The following is a 15,830-nucleotide window of genomic DNA, read 5'->3' on the forward strand; positions in this document are numbered from 1 at the left end:
GGTCGGAAGGTTAACACGGAGAGCCGAAAATGGCGCCGAAATGATTAACGGCGGTTAGGAAAGATCAACCATTTCATAATGTTGGTGTCTGAGCTCGCGCCGGCCCCGGTCGTTCATCGGCAAAGGTTAACAGCGCTCCCGTGCTTGCCTTGGCCAAGCATGAAACGGGCCAGTCCACAGATTCAGCATGTGGTGAGATTCGCCATCAAAAAATCCACATATAGCCGTGAACAAACCCTGAATCAGGACGAGTCAGTGATTCGTCGCCGATTCGTTCCAGACTCGTTCCAACGGTTAATCCACAGCAGATTTGATCGACGCCGACCGGAAATTGCCGGCTTCCTGGGGAACATTCTGCTTTCGCTTCGCGCTTTAAATCCCTATGTGTCGCCCTGTCACACGCGGCGGCGTCGCCGTGTTCCCGACAACAAGCGGCAGAAAGACTTAAACTTCCGAGCCGATGAACATTCAGCCGAAACACACCCAGCCGCTGATCCTTACGGGCCGCGACGTGACGGCCGTGCTTGGGCCGACCAACACCGGCAAGACCCATCTGGCAATCGAGCGCATGGTGGCGCATGAGACGGGCGTCATCGGCCTGCCGCTGAGGCTGCTCGCCCGCGAGGCCTACGGCCGCGTCTGCGAGAAGGTCGGCGCCCACAAGGTGGCGCTGGTCACCGGCGAGGAGAAGATCGTTCCCGCCGGCGCGAAATATTCCGTCTGCACCGTGGAGGCGATGCCGCGCGAGACCGATGCGGCCTTCGTCGCCATCGACGAGGTGCAGCTTGCCGGTGACCTCGAGCGCGGCCACATCTTCACCGATCGTGTCCTGCACCTGCGCGGCCGCCAGGAAACTCTGCTTCTCGGCGCCGCCACCATGCAGGGCATCCTGCAGCGCCTGCTGAAGGGCGTTTCGGTGGTGACGCGGCCGCGGCTGTCGCACCTTGCCTATGCCGGCTCGAAGAAGCTCACCCGCCTGCCGCGGCGCACGGCCATCGTCGCCTTCTCGGCCGACGAGGTCTACGCCATCGCCGAGCTGATCCGCCGCCAGCAGGGCGGCGCGGCCGTCGTGCTCGGCGCGCTCTCCCCCCGCACCCGCAACGCCCAGGTGGCGCTGTTCCAGTCGGGCGACGTCGACTATCTCGTCGCCACCGACGCCATCGGGATGGGGCTCAATCTCGACCTCGACCATGTCGCCTTTGCCCAGAACCGCAAGTTCGACGGCTACCAGTACCGCAACCTGACAGCGGCCGAGCTCGGCCAGATCGCCGGCCGCGCCGGACGGCACCTGCGTGACGGCACTTTCGGCGTCACCGGCCAGGTCGATCCGTTCGACGAGGATCTAGTCCAGAAGATCGAGGGGCACGACTTCGATCCGGTGAAGGTTCTGCAGTGGCGCACCGCTGATTTCGATTTCACCAGCCTCGATGCGCTGAAGCGCTCGATCGAGACCAACGCGCCGGTGGAAGGATTGACGCGCGCGCTACCGGCGGTGGACGCCCAGGCGCTGGAGCATCTGTCGCGCGACCAGGATATCCGCGCGCTTGCCTCGGGCGTGGAACGCGTCGCGCTGCTCTGGGAAGCCTGCGCGCTGYCGGACTACCGCAAGATCGCGCCCGCCCAGCATGCCGACCTCATCGCCTCCATCTACATGGACCTTGCGCGGCGTGGCCATGTCGACGAGAATTACATGGCCGAGCAGGTGCGGCGGGCCGACACGACGGATGGCGACATCGACACGCTGTCGCACCRGATCGCCCAGATTCGCACGTGGACCTTCGTCTCCAACCGACCGGGCTGGCTGGCCGATCAGGCACACTGGCAGGAAAAGACGCGCGAAATCGAAGACAGATTGTCGGATGCGCTGCATGAGCGGTTGACGAAACGCTTCGTAGACCGCAGGACTTCCGTCCTCATGCGGCGCCTTAGAGAAAATACCATGCCTGAAGCCGAAATCAGCCCAACCGGAACCGTCCTCGTCGAAGGCCATCACGTCGGCGAGCTGCAGGGGTTCCGCTTCACCGCCGACCAGAGCGCCGGCGGCGAGGACGCCAAGGCGGTGCGCACCGCCGCCCAGAAGGCGCTCGCTGCCGAGTTCGAGGCGCGTGCCGAGCGCTTTGCTGCCTGCGCCAACGGCGATCTTGCCCTGGGTTCGGACGGCACTCTGCGCTGGATCGGCGCACCGATCGGCACGCTTGTTGCCGGCGACGAGCCGCTGAAGCCGCGCCTTGTGCTGCTTGCCGATGAGCAGCTCACCGGCCCTGCCCGCGACAAGGTGGCGGCGCGCGCCGAGCGTTTCGTCAACTTCCAGATCGAAACGCTGCTGAAGCCGCTGGTCGATCTGAAGAATGCCGAGCAGCTTACCGGCATCGCTCGCGGCATCGCCTTCCAGCTCGTAGAGCATTTCGGCCTGATCAACCGCCGCGACATCGCCGAGGAAATGAAGTCGCTCGACCAGGAAGGCCGCGCGGCGCTGCGCCGCCTGGGTGTCCGCTTCGGCGCCTACCACGTCTTCGTGCCGGCACTGATCAAGCCGGCGCCAGCCGGGCTGGTGACGCTGCTCTGGGCGCTGAGGAACGACGGCAAGGACAAGCCGGGCTTCGGCGACGTCGTCCACGCGCTGGCCTCGGGCCGCACCTCGGTGGTCATCGATACGGCCTTCGACAAGACCTTCTACAAGCTCGCCGGCTACCGCAATCTCGGCCGCCGCGCCGTGCGCGTCGACATCCTTGAGCGGCTGGCCGACCTCATCCGCCCGGCGACCAACTGGAAGCCCSGGCTCGGCCAGCGGCCGGACGGCGCCTATGACGGCCATGCCTTCATGGTGACGCCGCCGATGATGTCGATCCTCGGCGCCACCGCCGACGACATGGAAGAAATCCTGAAGGGCCTTGGCTACCGCGCCGAGCCGAAGCCGGCCGCCGAGGTGAAGGCCAAGCTCGAGGCACTGGACAACGCCGCCCGCGAGGCCGCCGCTGCAAAGCTCGCGGCGGAAGAGGCTGCGCGCGCCGCGCAGGCGGCCGCAGCAACGGCCGGCGATGCTGCTGCCGAGCCGGTCGCCGAAGCTCTCGATACGGACGCGCCGACTTCCACCGAAATTGCTGCCGAACCGGGTACTGGTGCGGCTATAGAGCCTGTTGCAGCAGAAGAACCGGTTGCCGTGGAAGAACCAGCAGGAGCAGTTGAAGAATCCGCCGAAAGCGCCGAGGCGCCCACCTCACCCTCGATGGGGGAGGTCGCGGCGCGAAGTGGCGCGGGTGGGGGTGACGGCGCCGACGATGCAGGCAGTGCTGACAGCACCGGCGCTCCCCCTGCGCTGCGCGCCGACCCTGCCCACGAGGGGGAAGGTAATGGCCTCGAAGCCTCCGCCGAATCCGAGGAACCAAAGCCTATCCTCCTGTGGCGGCAGGCGCGCTTCGATCATCAGCGCCCGCGCCATCGCCACGACAACCGCCGCGACAATCGTGCGCGCAATGGCCAGGCCGCGCGCGAGGGCCAGGCAGGCGGCCCGGCCGGCGATCGGCCGGCTCAAGAAGGCCGCCGCGACCAGCGCGACGGCGCCGGCAAGCCGCGCTTCGATCGCAGCAAGTTCAAGCCGAGACCGGAGGCCGGCGAACGGCGCGAAGGCCGGCCGCAGGGCGAGCATTTCGACCGCCGCGAGGGGCGGCCTGACTGGAAGGCCAACAAGCCGGACGGCAAGGGAAATGCTTCCGCCGGCAAGCCGGTCTTCCAGAGCAAGCCGCGCGAGGAGCGCCCGCAGCGCTTCGACCCGGATTCGCCCTTTGCCAAGCTCGCCGCCCTGCGCGACCAGCTGAAGAAGTAGCCCGGCAGGTTGGAATGGTTGGAGAAGGCCGCCAGCGCATCGACAAATGGCTGTTCTTCTCACGGGCGGTGAAATCGCGGTCGCTGGCGGCGAAGCTCGTCGTTGCCGRTCGCGTCCGCATCAATCGCGACAAAGCAGCGCAGGCCTCGGATCTGGTCAAGCCTGGCGATGTGCTGACCATCACTCTCGATCGGCGCATCCTGGTCTGGAAGGTCCTGGACTGCGGAACCCGGCGCGGTCCTGCCGAAGAGGCGCGGCAGCTTTATGAGGACATGTCGCCGCCCCCGACGCCAAAGGGCGAGTCCGTTCCCGACGCCATCCCGGCTTTGCGCGAGAGCGGCAGCGGCCGCCCGACCAAGCGGGAGCGCCGGCAAACGGACCGGCTGCTCGGCGAGGATACAACCTGACCCTGTTGCGGCAAGCTGTTGGAATTCCATTCCGCGACGCCGGCACAGGCAGCAAGCCCTGCCCTTGCCAGCGGCGGACAAAGGCGTTACCTCACGCTTAAAAGCCCAGCAAAAACGGGACGTCCCGGAGCCTGCAATGACCTACGTCGTGACCGACAATTGCATAAAATGCAAATACATGGACTGTATCGAGGTCTGTCCGGTCGACTGTTTCTACGAAGGCGAGAACATGCTGGTCATCCACCCGGATGAGTGCATCGACTGCGGCGTCTGCGAACCCGAGTGCCCGGCCGATGCGATCAAGCCCGACACCGAGCCCGGCCTCGACAAATGGTTGCAGGTCAATTCCGAATATGCCGAGAAATGGCCCAATATCACAGCCAAGAAAGAGCCGCCGGCGGACGCCAAGAACTTCGACGGTGAGACCGGCAAGTTCGAGAAATATTTTTCRCCGGAGCCTGGCGAAGGCGACTGACGTGTGAGGCCGGCGGCGCCGGCATGACGCTGCGTAACAGGGCCGATACAATTGCTGTCTTGACAGGCAGAGGCGGCGCTCGGCCTTAGCGAACGCAGCAAAACCTTGATTCTTCCGACTTTTTGTGTTATATGAGCCAAACATGCCGGTGACACAACGTCGATTTATGGCGCCAAACGCCCCAAATCACTGAAAGGTGAGCTTCTCAATCCGGACCAGAGCGATCTGGGGCAGGCTGTCGCATTCGTGCGGTGTGCCGGTCTCGGCCTATCCGGTGGGTTCATCCTGTTGYGCGGCTGACGGTCGGCTACACCGATCGCATGGGTTTGGGCCGGCATGAGCCGGTGACACAACTAAGGAGTTCAGGGCGTAATGGCAACGATCACCCAGCAGAAGAAGTCCACCGCAGCCCGTCACGGGTTCAAGACCGGCGAGTTCATCGTTTATCCGRCGCACGGCGTCGGCCAGATCGTGGCGATCGACGAGCAGGAGGTTGCGGGTCACAAGCTGGAACTGTTTGTCATCGATTTCCAGAAGGACAAGATGCGGCTCAAGGTGCCGGTGGCCAAGGCGACCTCGATCGGCATGCGCAAGCTGTCGGAAGAGGACTATGTCGATCGCGCGCTGAAGGTCGTGCAGGGYCGCGCCCGCATCAAGCGCACCATGTGGTCGCGCCGTGCGCAGGAATATGATGCCAAGATCAATTCCGGCGACCTGATCTCGATCTCGGAAGTGGTGCGCGACCTCTACCGCGCCGACAACCAGCCGGAGCAGTCCTATTCCGAGCGCCAGCTCTACGAAGCCRCGCTCGATCGCATGGCCCGCGAGATCGCCGCCGTCAACCGCATGTCGGAGACCGAGGCGGTGCGCCTCATCGAGGTCAACCTCAACAAGGGCCCGAAGCGCGGCGCCAAGGCCGACAACGAGGAAGCCGAGCAGGAAGAAGCTGCCTGAGCTTCTCGCTTACCGATAACAAAGAAAAACCCGGCCTCGTGCCGGGTTTTTCTTGGGACTTTACCCTCCCCCTTGTGGGCAGGGTCGCTGCGAGGCAGCGGGTTGGGGGTGCGGCGCACACCCACCGGGATCTTCGGTCCGATCTCCCGACAAGCGGGAGGTAGAGGGCTTAAGCCCCGGCTTCCTTCCGCGCCTCCTGCCTGAGCGAAGCGATGAAGCGCTTTGTCCGCTCGCGCTCAGGCTTGTCGAACAAGACCGAGGCCGGCCCCTCCTCGACGATCGCGCCGGCATCGAGGAACACCACCTCCTGCGCGATCTTGGAGGCGAGCCTCAGATCATGCGTGGCCATGACCATGGTCGTGCCCTCGCGGGCAAGCTGTCCCAACACATCGACCACCTCCTGCGCCAGTTCCGGATCGAGCGCCGAGGTCGGCTCGTCGCAAAGCAGCACGCGCGGCGACGGCGCCAGTGCCCGGGCAATCGCCACGCGCTGCTGYTGGCCGCCGGACAGCGTTGCCGGCCAGGCATCGGCCTTGTGCGCCATGCCGACCTTTTCGAGCAGCGCCATTGCCCGCTCGCGTGCCCGCGGCTGCGGCCATTTCAGCACCGTCACCAGCCCTTCCATGACATTCTCGATCGCCGTGCGATGCGGAAAGAGCTGGAAGTTCTGGAACACCATGCCCGTCTGCAGGCGCACGCGCTGGACATCCCTTGCCGGCACCTTGCCGCCGGYGTGGAATTCCAATGTCTCGTCGCCGATGYGCAAGGCGCCGGAGGTCGGAATCTCCAGCAGGTTGATGCAGCGCAGCAGGGTGCTTTTCCCGCCACCCGAAGGGCCGACCAGCGCCGTCACGCTGCCTTCGTCGATGCTGACRGTGACCCCCTTCAGGACAAGGTTGTCGCCGAAGCGCTTCTCGATGTTGGTGAGGCCGATCATGCRCTGGCCTCCAGGAAACCGCCATAACGGTTGAGCCGCACTTCCAGCCGGGCCTGCAGCGCCGACAGCACCGAGCTCATCACCAGGTAGAGCGCAGCCGCCTCGACATAGAGGATCAGCGGCTCATAGGTGGTGGCGACGATGCGCTGCGCGGCCTGGAACATCTCCGGCACCGTTATCGCCGCCGCGAGCGAGGTGTCCTTGACCAGCGAGATGAAGGTGTTGGAAAGCGGCGGCACCGCGACACGCCCTGCTTGCGGGAGAATCGTGCGCCGCATCGCTTGGCTCCAGGTCATGCCGATCGAATAGGAGGCCTCCCACTGCCCCTTCGGCACCGAGCCGATGACGGCGCGAATGATCTCCGAAGAGTAGGCGCCGATATTGAGCGTGAAGCCGATCAGCGCGGCAGGGAAGGCATCGAGCAGGATGCCGGCGGACGGCAGGCCGTAGAAGATCAGGAACAGCTGGACCAGGAGCGGGGTGCCGCGGAAAATCCAGACATAGAAGCGCACGAGCGCGACCAGCGGCTTCGGGCCGAACAGCCTGAGCAGCGCCGTGATCAGCCCGGCGATGAGCCCGAGGGCGAAGGACAGCAGGGTCAGCGGCACGGTGAAGATCAGTGCCGCCCACAACAATGTCGGCAGCGACTCCAGCATCAGTTGCAACCAGTGCGGCACGGAGCCCTTCTCCTTTCCGGATGCGACGGCATCTTGCCTAATGCATGTCGCCCAAAGGTGCGCAGCGGTTTTGGCAGAACGACACGCATCAAAACAAAGACCTAAAGCGCGCCGCGGGAATTCGTTTCGTCGCGACGCGCTTTAGGATTGTCGAATGACTATCACGCAAAAGCCGGCGGGCCGTCAAAGACGACCCGCCGGGATTCAAAGGAAGGACGATCTGGCTTACTGCGAAACGTCCTGGCCGAAATAGGTGTCGGCGATCTTCTTGTAGGTGCCGTCGGCCTTGATGTCTGCCAGCGCCTTGTTGATCGCGGCGACCAGTTCCGGATCGCCCTTGCGCACGATGACGCCGGAATAGTCGGCGTTCTCTTCCTGCGCGGCGATCTTCACATTGGCGTCGGGCTTGTGCTTCTTGAAATCGAGGAAGGAGAGGCTGTCGTTGATGGTGGYGTCGGCGCGGCCGGTCAGAAGCAGCTGGATCGACTGGTCGAAGCCGTCGGTGCCGACGAGCTCGGCGCCGTTCTTCTCGGCGAGCTTGCCGAAATTGGAAGTCAGCGACTGCGCGGCCTTCTTGCCCTTGAGATCGGTGAAGGTCTTGATGTCGTTGTTGTCGCCGCGAACGATCAGCACCGCCTTGGACGCGATGTAAGGATCGGAGAAAGCGTATTTGGCCTTGCGGGCATCGGTGATGCCGACTTCGTTGATGACCGTGTCGTAGCGGTTTGCGTCGAGACCGGCGATCAGGCCGTCCCACTTGCCTTCGAGGAACTGGGCCTTGACGCCGAGCTTCTCAGCGATCGCCTTGGCGATCTCGACATCGAAGCCGACCAGCGCTCCGGATGCGTCATGATAGGTGAAGGGCGCGTAGGTACCTTCCGTGCCGACCTTCAGGACGCCGGCCTGCTTGATCTGGTCGAGATTGGCGCCGGCATGGCCGGCGGTGACCGCCAGAACCTGCAGCGTTCCGGCGACGAGGAGCGATTTGAGCCATTTCATTTTTCTGTGATCCCGTTTTGACCGGTGCCCCGGCGCATTGTGAGAGCCGCAAACTGACAGATAGATGTCAGCGAAATAAGGAACCAGATTTCAAAAATTGGCTCAGCCAGAAATCCGATTCTCGAAATTATTCCGACTCTCGGCAGGCGGCTTCCCGGATCGATGACAAAACCACACCTGGCGCACTGCGTGTGCGCGTCCGCCGCAAYGGAACCATCCATGCGGCTGACACGTTGCAGGCTGTTGTAGGGCGCGGTGACGTCTTTTCAACGGGTATCAGCGAAGCGACTGCCAAGAGGAGCCGGCATGATCGAAGACGCGGCAGGRCGGACATTGGTCCGGGCGGCAATGAAGGCTCCTTATCTCGAGCGAGAGGAGGAGCACCTTCTGGCCTTACGCTGGAAGGAGGAGAACGACCACCAGGCACTGCACAGAATCACCGTTGCCCATATGCGACTGGTGATTTCCATGGCCTCGAAATTCCGCCACTACGGCTTGCCGCTCGGCGACTTGATTCAGGAAGGCCATGTCGGACTGCTGGAGGCGGCGGCCCGTTTCGAGCCCGCACGCGAAGTGCGCTTCTCGACCTACGCGACCTGGTGGATCCGCGCCTCGATGCAGGACTATATCCTGCGCAACTGGTCGATCGTTCGCGGCGGCACGAGTTCGGCGYAGAAAGCTCTGTTCTTCAATCTGCGAAGGCTGCGCGCGCGGCTCGCCAACGGCGCCGAGCCGATTTCCAACACCTCGCTCTACCGTGAGGTCTCCGCCGCGCTCGGGGTGCCCGAATCCGACGTGGYGATGATGGATTCCCGCCTCTCAGCTCCGGACAGCTCCCTCAACACCCCGCTCGCCGACGAAAACGGCGCCGCCGAGCGGATGGATTTCCTGGTTTCGGAGGATCCGCTTCCCGACGAAGTGGTCGGCGAGACGATCGATATCGAGCGCCGCGCGGTTTGGCTGAAGAGCGCGCTCCGCGCGCTGAACGCCCGCGAGCTCAGGATCATCGAGGAGCGCCGGCTGAGCGACGACGGCGCCACGCTGGAATCGCTCGGCGCGGCGCTCGGCATCTCCAAGGAACGCGTGCGCCAGATCGAGGCGCGCGCCATGGAGAAGCTGCGGGCGGCGCTGGTCAAGCAGAACCCGGAATTCCTGGCGGAAGCGGCCTGAACGCTGACGCGGCGACTCGAGGTCGCCAACAAGCCATCGATCAGCCATACCGGCGGCTTCTCTTCACCCGTATCTGCGGATTGTGAATTCTTTAACAGACCCCCGCGTCCTAAACTGTCTTCCTAAATGCGCCAGATCAGAGCGGATGGGGGCTTGCCATGCTGCGGTGCTACGCGTTCCTTGCAGCCTTGATCCTCGTGGGCTTCACGACGTTCGAAGCTCATGCCGATCGCAGGGTTGCCTTTGTCATCGGCAATTCCGAATACCGAGAAATCCCGGCCCTCAAGAACCCGGATAAGGACGCCGAGGACGTGGCGAAAACGTTCCGGCTGGCCGGCTTCGATGTGTTCGTCGCCAAGGACTTGACCAAGCTTCAGTTCGAGGAGCGGTTTCGCAACTATCTCGCCGCTGCGGACGGCGCCGACCTCGCCGTCGTCTATTATTCGGGCCACGGCTTCCAGATCGGCGGCGAGAATTTCCTCATCCCGGTCGATGCCTCGCTGAAGAACGCTGCCGACATCGAGGTCCAGGCGTTCAAGCTCGACGACGTGCTGCAGCAATTGCGTTCGAAGTCGAAGATCCAGGTGATCATCCTCGATGCCTGCCGCAACAATCCGTTCCCGCGCAAGGACTATTGGCTGCGCGACCAGCTGATCGTCACCGGCGGCGCCGGCCTTGCGCAAGTGCAGAGCTCGCTGAACACGCTGATCGCCTTCGCAACCGAGCCGGGCGCGGTCGCCTATGACGGCACCGGTGCCCTCAGCCCATTCTCGTCCGCCTTTTCCCGCCGCGCGCTGGYGCCGAACCAGGAGATACGCGCCGTCATGGCCGCCGTTCGCCGCGACGTGGTCAAGGCCACCAACGGCAAGCAGGTTCCCTGGGAGAACTCCTCGCTGATCGATGACGTGGTGCTGATGCTCCGCGACGGCGCCGAGGGTCAGCAGGTCATGGCCGAGCAGGAGCAGCCGGGGGCGGAGAGCGGCATCCACATCACCGGCGCCGCAGAGGCGATCGAAAACCACGATATCAGCATCCCGGTCGGCATCGGCCCGGTTCCGCTGAAGCTCGATTTCCCGACCAAGGACCCCGCGGTCAGCCTCAAGCTCGCGAGCTATCCGGCAACGGGAACGCTGTCGCTGCCGGACCGGACCCTGTCTCCGGATTCCAGCCTGACGGCCGGTGAGGTCGACAATTTGCGTTACGAGCCGCAGATCGGCTCGGCAGCTCCGGTCGAGGTTGGCTTCCAAATCCGCGCCGGCAAACTGTCCAAACAGGCGACGATGAAGCTGTCGCCAAGCGTCGACCCCTGCGACCAGGCGGCGGGCGCACCGCTCGACCTGCAGGGCGTCGCCCCCGGCCGGTTGCCGAACGAGATCGGCGCCGATGCGGTGAAGGCCTGCGAGGCGGCGGTGAAGGCCTACCCCGATGTCGCCCGCTTCCGCTACGAGCTCGGGCGGGCGCTGCTGGCGGCCGGCAAGGTCGACGAGGCCAGGAAGGCCATTCACGATGCCGCCGACGGGGGGCATGTCAGGGCCGTCTTCGAGCTAGGCTACATCGCCTCGTCCGGGATAGGGGCAGCTGTGGATCCGACGAAAGCGAACGGCTTCTATTCAGAAGCGTCCGACAAGGGAGATCCCTACGCCATGGCCGCTTGGGGACGCGCCCTGTTCAATGGTTTCGGTGTCCAGCGCGATACCGGCAAGGGGCTGGACCTGCTGCTCAAGGCGGCGGCGATGGGAAATGTCAATGCCATGAACGATCTCGCGGTGATCTTCAAGGATGGCCGCAACGGCGTRCCCGCCGACGCGGCCCGTGCCTTGGCTTTCCTCAAAGCCGGCATTGAGCGGCAAGAGGTTTATTCGATGAGCCTGCTCGGTCTCTCCGCGCGCAGCAGCCCGACGGTCGCAGCGTGCAAGCCGCCGAAAGTAATCACGAAGATAAAGGTGGTCCGCATACCCGCGCCGAAGGCGCCAACGGTGACAGTCCCGGCAGCGGTCAAACCACCGCCGAGCGATCCCGGGCCGGCGCCCTGGCGTGGYAGTGGCGGCGATCATTCCGGGCCCAGCAACGGCGGCTCCAACGGCGGCAACTCTAACTCCGGCAGCACCGGCAGCTCTAACTCCGGAAGCATTGGCAACTCTGACACCGGCAGCACCGGGCTCTTCTGACGGACCACAGCAGCAATGGAATGGGTGGACCAGCCGAATAGACAGCGCCGAGCCATTTCCTGGCGAAGCCGCCTGAGCGCGGGCGCCGACCCTATTTGTCGGTGACGATCTTGACCTTGTCGCCGGCCGAAACGGTCGCGCCGGGCGACATTGCGTTGAGCACCCGGAAGAGATCCAGCTTGCGGTCRACGCCGACCATCTGGGCCGCAAGCGAGCCCATCGTCTGGCCGGCCTGGACGGTGAGCACCCGGATATGCAGCGGCTTGAGCGCCGCCTTCTCGGCCGCGCTCAGCGTGCGGAAGGATCCRCTGACCGAGCGCGCGACCGGATCCAGCGCGGTGCTGGCCGAAGGGGCTGCGGTCAGCAGCCGGTAGACCTGCCCGYCGGCGCGGATCACCGCGATGTCGAACTGCCACCCTTGAGCGACGGCATGCGCCGCCGCGGCGTCATTGCCGTTGATCGTTTCCTGGCGCACGCTGGTGTCATCCAGTCCGGCGACCCAGCCGCTGCGAATGTAATCGGTCAGCGAAACCGACTTGTCGATCGCCACGCCGTCAAAGCGGATGGCGATGTCGCCAGGTCCGGTCGCGGTCACCGCGGCCGCAGAATTATCGATGACGAAGCCGTCCGGCACCGAGAACGATACACCGAGGCCGGGATGCAGGAAAGTCTGACCGCGCACATAGCCCTCTTGCGGCGTGTCGCCATAGAGTAGGCCGTCAATGCCGGCGAGGAACGCATCGCGGTCGCGCGTGCCGACACCCGGCGGTCCGAAATTACGGGCGAGGCGCTGCGCCAGCTCGATGCGCTGCGGCGTGTTGGGATGCGTAGCCAGGAAGTCGAGACTGGCATCGGTCGCGCCGCTGACCGAGCGGAAATCGGTATAGGCGGACATCGACTGCAGGAAGCGGCCGGCGGCGTAGGGATCATAGCCCGCCTCGCCGATCGACTTGATGCCGATGGCATCGGCCTGCAGTTCCTGGTTGCGCGAGAACTGCGCGAGCCTGAGCTTGCCGCGGATCAGCGCCGCCTTGGCGGTCGGGCTGTCGCCGAGTACATCGGACACCACCTTGGTCGCCAGYCCTTCCTCGGCCTCGAGCTGCTGGCGCTGCAGGCCGTGATTCGCGGTGACGTGGCCCATCTCATGCGCGATGACGGCGGCAAGTTCCGACGAGTCGTTGGCAAGAGCCAGCAGCCCGCGCGTGACATAGAGATAGCCGCCCGGCAGCGCGAAGGCGTTGACGTTGGGCGAATTGAGGATGGTGATGCGATAGGTCTGTGTCGGGTTGGCCGACACCACCGTAAGGTTGCCGACGACCTTGGCAACCATGCGCTCTAGCTTGGGATCGGAATATTCGCCGCCATAGGTGGCGAGAATGCGCGGATGCTGCGCCTTCGCCATCTCTGCAAGCTTGGCGTTGGYGACGACGTTGTCGACCGTGATCGGCCTGTCGGACGGCTGGAAGCCGGATTCCTGAACCTCCGGAGGCGTGAACATCTGGYAGCTCGCCAGCGCCACGGTAAAACTGGCCAGCGCGAAAAATCGCGTCAGCGGCTTCGTCCACACTTTCTCCGCGCCGGTCGGCAGATCGGCCTCCTTTCCAGATTCTCGGCAAATCAGCCCGGCCCGGGCCCGCATGGCCGGACCTAGCCACACTCCCCCGGACAAGGCAAGCAAACGCCTGAGCGCCCACTTCCGGTTTGGCCGTAAATTATGTCCGCTTCCGGGCAATATGTCGTGATTCCCCGCGCACGCCTTTGGCTCCGATATAGCGGCGGAAGGCGTCCGGTCCAGAGCGATCGAAGAAATCCTTGGCCGGTCCGCTCGCGGCGATCCTTCCTTCGTCGAGAAATGCCATGTTCTCCCCGATGCGGCCGGCATCCTCCGGCTGGTGCGTGACGAAAAGCACGGTCATGTGCCGCTCGGCATGGATCGCGGCCACGAGATCGAGCATGTCGTCGCGCAGCGCCGGACCGAGCGAAGCGAAGGGCTCGTCGAGCAGGAGCACCGGCCGGTCGCGCAAGAGTACCCTTGCCAGCGCGACGCGTTGCCGTTCGCCGCCGGAAAGCTCGCGCGGCAGCCGCTTCTCCTTGCCGGCAAGGCCGACGCGCGCCAGAGCGTCCGCAACCGCGTGGCGGTCGGCGGCGGTCAGCCTGAGCGATGGCGAGCGGCCGAGCCCGACATTGCCTTCGACCGAAAGATGCGCGAACAGGTTGTTTTCCTGGAACACCATCGACACCGGGCGCGCGGAAGGCGGTGYGTTGCCGACATCGATCCCGCCGATCAGCACTTTTCCCGCGCCCGGCGATTCGAAGCCGGCCACCAGATTGAGCAGCGTCGACTTGCCCGACCCGCTCGGCCCCATGATGGCGGTGATCTTGCCGGCGGCGAATTCCGCCTCGAAGCGGAACGATGCCTCGCCATAGCTGAACGATACGCCCTGTAGCGTGACGGCCAGCCCCTTCTCCGCTGCAACGCCGCTGCTGGTCGCTGTCATGATTTTGCTTCCCGTCCCAGCCAGTCGGCGACGACCACCAGCATCAGGCAGACGAGGCCGAGCAGCAAGGCGAGCCCCGCGGCGTCGGCGGTCCGGTAGCTGCTCATGCGAGCGAGCAGAAGATAGGGCAGGGTCTGCACCGAATCGCTGCCGAACAGYGCGATCACGCCGAGATCGCCGAGCGACAGAGCCATGGCGAAGGCAAAGCCCGTGGCGAGCGGCCGCCTGAGCGACGGCCAGTCGACCAGGCGCAGCCGGTTCCAGCCGGAAATGCCGAGCGCCAGGCAGAGCCGCTCATGGCGCTCGCTCGCCGCATCATAGGCCGGACGAACGGCGCGGATGGCGAAAGGCATCGCCATCACAGCGTTGACGGTGACGACCATGACGGGCGCGACGGCGAAGACATCCGTGACGCCGCGCAGAGCCAAGAACCAGCCGGCGCCGACCACGATCGGCGGCACGACGAGCACGAAACCGGCGCCGGTGTCGGTAGCATGTTCGAGCAGCGACATGGCGCCGCCCGCGCGGCGCCGCAAGGCCAGCGCGCGCCGTGCCGCGATCAGCGAGAGCGACAGCATCACGCAAAGCAGCGCCGAGAGGAAAGAGAGCCCGGCGCTGGTGAGCGTCGCACGGCGCACAGCGTCCTCGCCGGCCAGCCGGCCGAGGTCCGCCCCCAGCCCGGCAAGCACCGTCGCCGCCATCGGCCCGGCGACGAACAGCAGGGCAAGCACAATCAGGCCGGCATTCAGCGCGGCCTCGACCTTGCCGCTCGCAAGATAGCGGCGTGGCGCCACCGGCAGATTGGCATCGCCAACCGTATTGGCGCCGAGCCGCGTCAGCACGGCGACCACGACGAAGGTCAGGGCGATCTGCAGCAGCGTCAGCACCACAGCGCGGGCCGGGTCAAAATCGAAGCGCAGCGCCTGGTAGATGGCAACCTCCAGCGTCGTCGCGGCCGGTCCGCCGCCCAGCGTCAGCACGATGGTGAAGGAGGTGATGCAGAGCATGAAGACCAGACCGGCCACGCCCGGCAAGGCCGCGCGCAGCGCCGGCCATTCGATAAGCCGGAACGCCGGCCGGGCGCCCATACCGAGTTGGCTTGCCAGCCGCCATTGGTCGGTGGGCACGGTGCTGAGCGCCTCCAGGAACAGCCGCACGGCAAGCGGCAGGTTGAAGAAGACATGCGCGATCAGGATGCCGGACAGGCCGTAGATGCCTGGCCATTCCCCTCCGCCAATCGTGCCGAGGACACCCGCGAAATAGCCGGCATGGCCGTAGAGCGCCAACACGCCAAGCGCCGCGACGATCGCCGGCAACGCCAGCGGCACCGTGAAAAGCTGCAGGATCAGGCGTCGTCCGGGAAAACCCGGATGCCTCGACAAGGCGCGCGCCACCAGCAGCGCCGGCGCGACCGACAGCAGCATCGACAGCAGCGCCTGCCACAGCGTGAAGCGGGCGACCCGCAGGAGATAGCCGTCGAAGGCCGCGGCAGCGCCGGATGGATCGCCCGCGCCTTCAAGGACGAGGCCTGCAAAGGCGCCGCCGATGAGCACGGTGATGGCCGCAAGGGCCACGATGCCGGCGGTTATGCGGGGGTCAGGCACCAACCTTCCACCCTCCCCCTTGTGGGGAGGGTCGGTGAGTGGATGCCGCGAAGCGGCATCCACGAACCGGGGTGGGGACGGTGAGAAAATGCGCAACGTCGCTACCCCCACCCCGCTC

At 65.1% G+C, this 15,830-nt stretch carries 12 protein-coding genes; 6 read left to right on the forward strand and 6 right to left on the reverse strand.

Annotation, left to right across the window (positions count from 1 at the left end; translation table 11 throughout):
- The first annotated feature begins 460 nt into the window (after positions 1-460).
- The 4 genes from ORS3428_RS04220 (at position 461) to ORS3428_RS04235 (ending at position 5,659) form a co-directional block, all read left to right on the forward strand.
- On the forward strand, positions 461-3,823 hold the full coding sequence (locus ORS3428_RS04220; protein ID WP_071094877.1) for a helicase-related protein: 3,363 nt from the start codon (positions 461-463) through the stop codon (positions 3,821-3,823).
- A 14-nt stretch (positions 3,824-3,837) separates the two neighbouring features.
- Positions 3,838-4,230, forward strand: coding sequence for an RNA-binding S4 domain-containing protein (locus ORS3428_RS04225; protein WP_071094879.1), 393 nt, complete (start codon positions 3,838-3,840; stop codon positions 4,228-4,230).
- A 136-nt stretch (positions 4,231-4,366) separates the two neighbouring features.
- Positions 4,367-4,705 (forward strand): ferredoxin FdxA, encoded by a 339-nt coding sequence (gene fdxA / locus ORS3428_RS04230; RefSeq protein WP_071094881.1) that lies wholly within the window; start codon positions 4,367-4,369, stop codon positions 4,703-4,705.
- Between the two features lie 372 nt (positions 4,706-5,077).
- Complete coding sequence (locus ORS3428_RS04235) at positions 5,078-5,659, forward strand: CarD family transcriptional regulator (protein ID WP_071094883.1); 582 nt, start codon at positions 5,078-5,080, stop codon at positions 5,657-5,659.
- Between the two features lie 169 nt (positions 5,660-5,828).
- Here ORS3428_RS04235 and ORS3428_RS04240 read toward each other — a convergent pair whose 3' ends face one another.
- The 3 genes from ORS3428_RS04240 to ORS3428_RS04250 form a co-directional block, all read right to left on the reverse strand.
- The gene (locus tag ORS3428_RS04240; protein ID WP_071094886.1) at positions 5,829-6,596 is read right to left on the reverse strand and encodes an amino acid ABC transporter ATP-binding protein; all 768 of its coding nucleotides are present in this window, start codon (positions 6,594-6,596) and stop codon (positions 5,829-5,831) included.
- Positions 6,593-7,273, reverse strand: a complete 681-nt coding sequence (locus tag ORS3428_RS04245) for an ABC transporter permease subunit (protein ID WP_071094888.1) — start codon at positions 7,271-7,273, stop codon at positions 6,593-6,595. Before ORS3428_RS04245 ends, ORS3428_RS04240 begins: the two co-directional genes overlap by 4 nt.
- 225 nt (positions 7,274-7,498) lie before the next feature.
- Complete coding sequence (locus ORS3428_RS04250; protein ID WP_071094890.1) at positions 7,499-8,272, reverse strand: amino acid ABC transporter substrate-binding protein; 774 nt, start codon at positions 8,270-8,272, stop codon at positions 7,499-7,501.
- A 306-nt stretch (positions 8,273-8,578) separates the two neighbouring features.
- On the opposite strand from ORS3428_RS04250, the gene ORS3428_RS04255 reads away from it, so the two are divergent.
- Positions 8,579-9,442: an RNA polymerase factor sigma-32 gene (locus ORS3428_RS04255; RefSeq protein ID WP_071094892.1), complete on the forward strand. Its 864-nt coding sequence runs from the start codon at positions 8,579-8,581 to the stop codon at positions 9,440-9,442.
- Positions 9,443-9,600: 158 nt separating this feature from the next.
- Complete coding sequence (locus tag ORS3428_RS04260; RefSeq protein WP_071094894.1) at positions 9,601-11,610, forward strand: caspase family protein; 2,010 nt, start codon at positions 9,601-9,603, stop codon at positions 11,608-11,610.
- A gap of 91 nt (positions 11,611-11,701) precedes the next feature.
- On the opposite strand, the gene ORS3428_RS04265 is transcribed toward ORS3428_RS04260, so the two are convergent.
- The 3 genes from ORS3428_RS04265 to thiP all read right to left on the reverse strand — a co-directional run bounded on the left by ORS3428_RS04265 (position 11,702) and on the right by thiP (position 15,712).
- Positions 11,702-13,108, reverse strand: coding sequence for a M48 family metalloprotease (locus ORS3428_RS04265; RefSeq protein ID WP_244507850.1), 1,407 nt, complete (start codon positions 13,106-13,108; stop codon positions 11,702-11,704).
- 214 nt (positions 13,109-13,322) lie between these two features.
- Complete coding sequence (gene thiQ / locus ORS3428_RS04270) at positions 13,323-14,108, reverse strand: thiamine ABC transporter ATP-binding protein (protein WP_071094896.1); 786 nt, start codon at positions 14,106-14,108, stop codon at positions 13,323-13,325.
- Positions 14,105-15,712, reverse strand: coding sequence for a thiamine/thiamine pyrophosphate ABC transporter permease (gene thiP / locus ORS3428_RS04275; protein ID WP_244507851.1), 1,608 nt, complete (start codon positions 15,710-15,712; stop codon positions 14,105-14,107). The genes thiQ and thiP overlap by 4 nt, the downstream gene beginning before the upstream one ends.
- Positions 15,713-15,830: the final 118 nt, after the last annotated feature.

The sequence above is a fragment of the Mesorhizobium sp. ORS 3428 genome (assembly GCF_001854785.1).
In the GTDB taxonomy this organism is placed as follows: Bacteria; Pseudomonadota; Alphaproteobacteria; order Rhizobiales; family Rhizobiaceae; genus Mesorhizobium.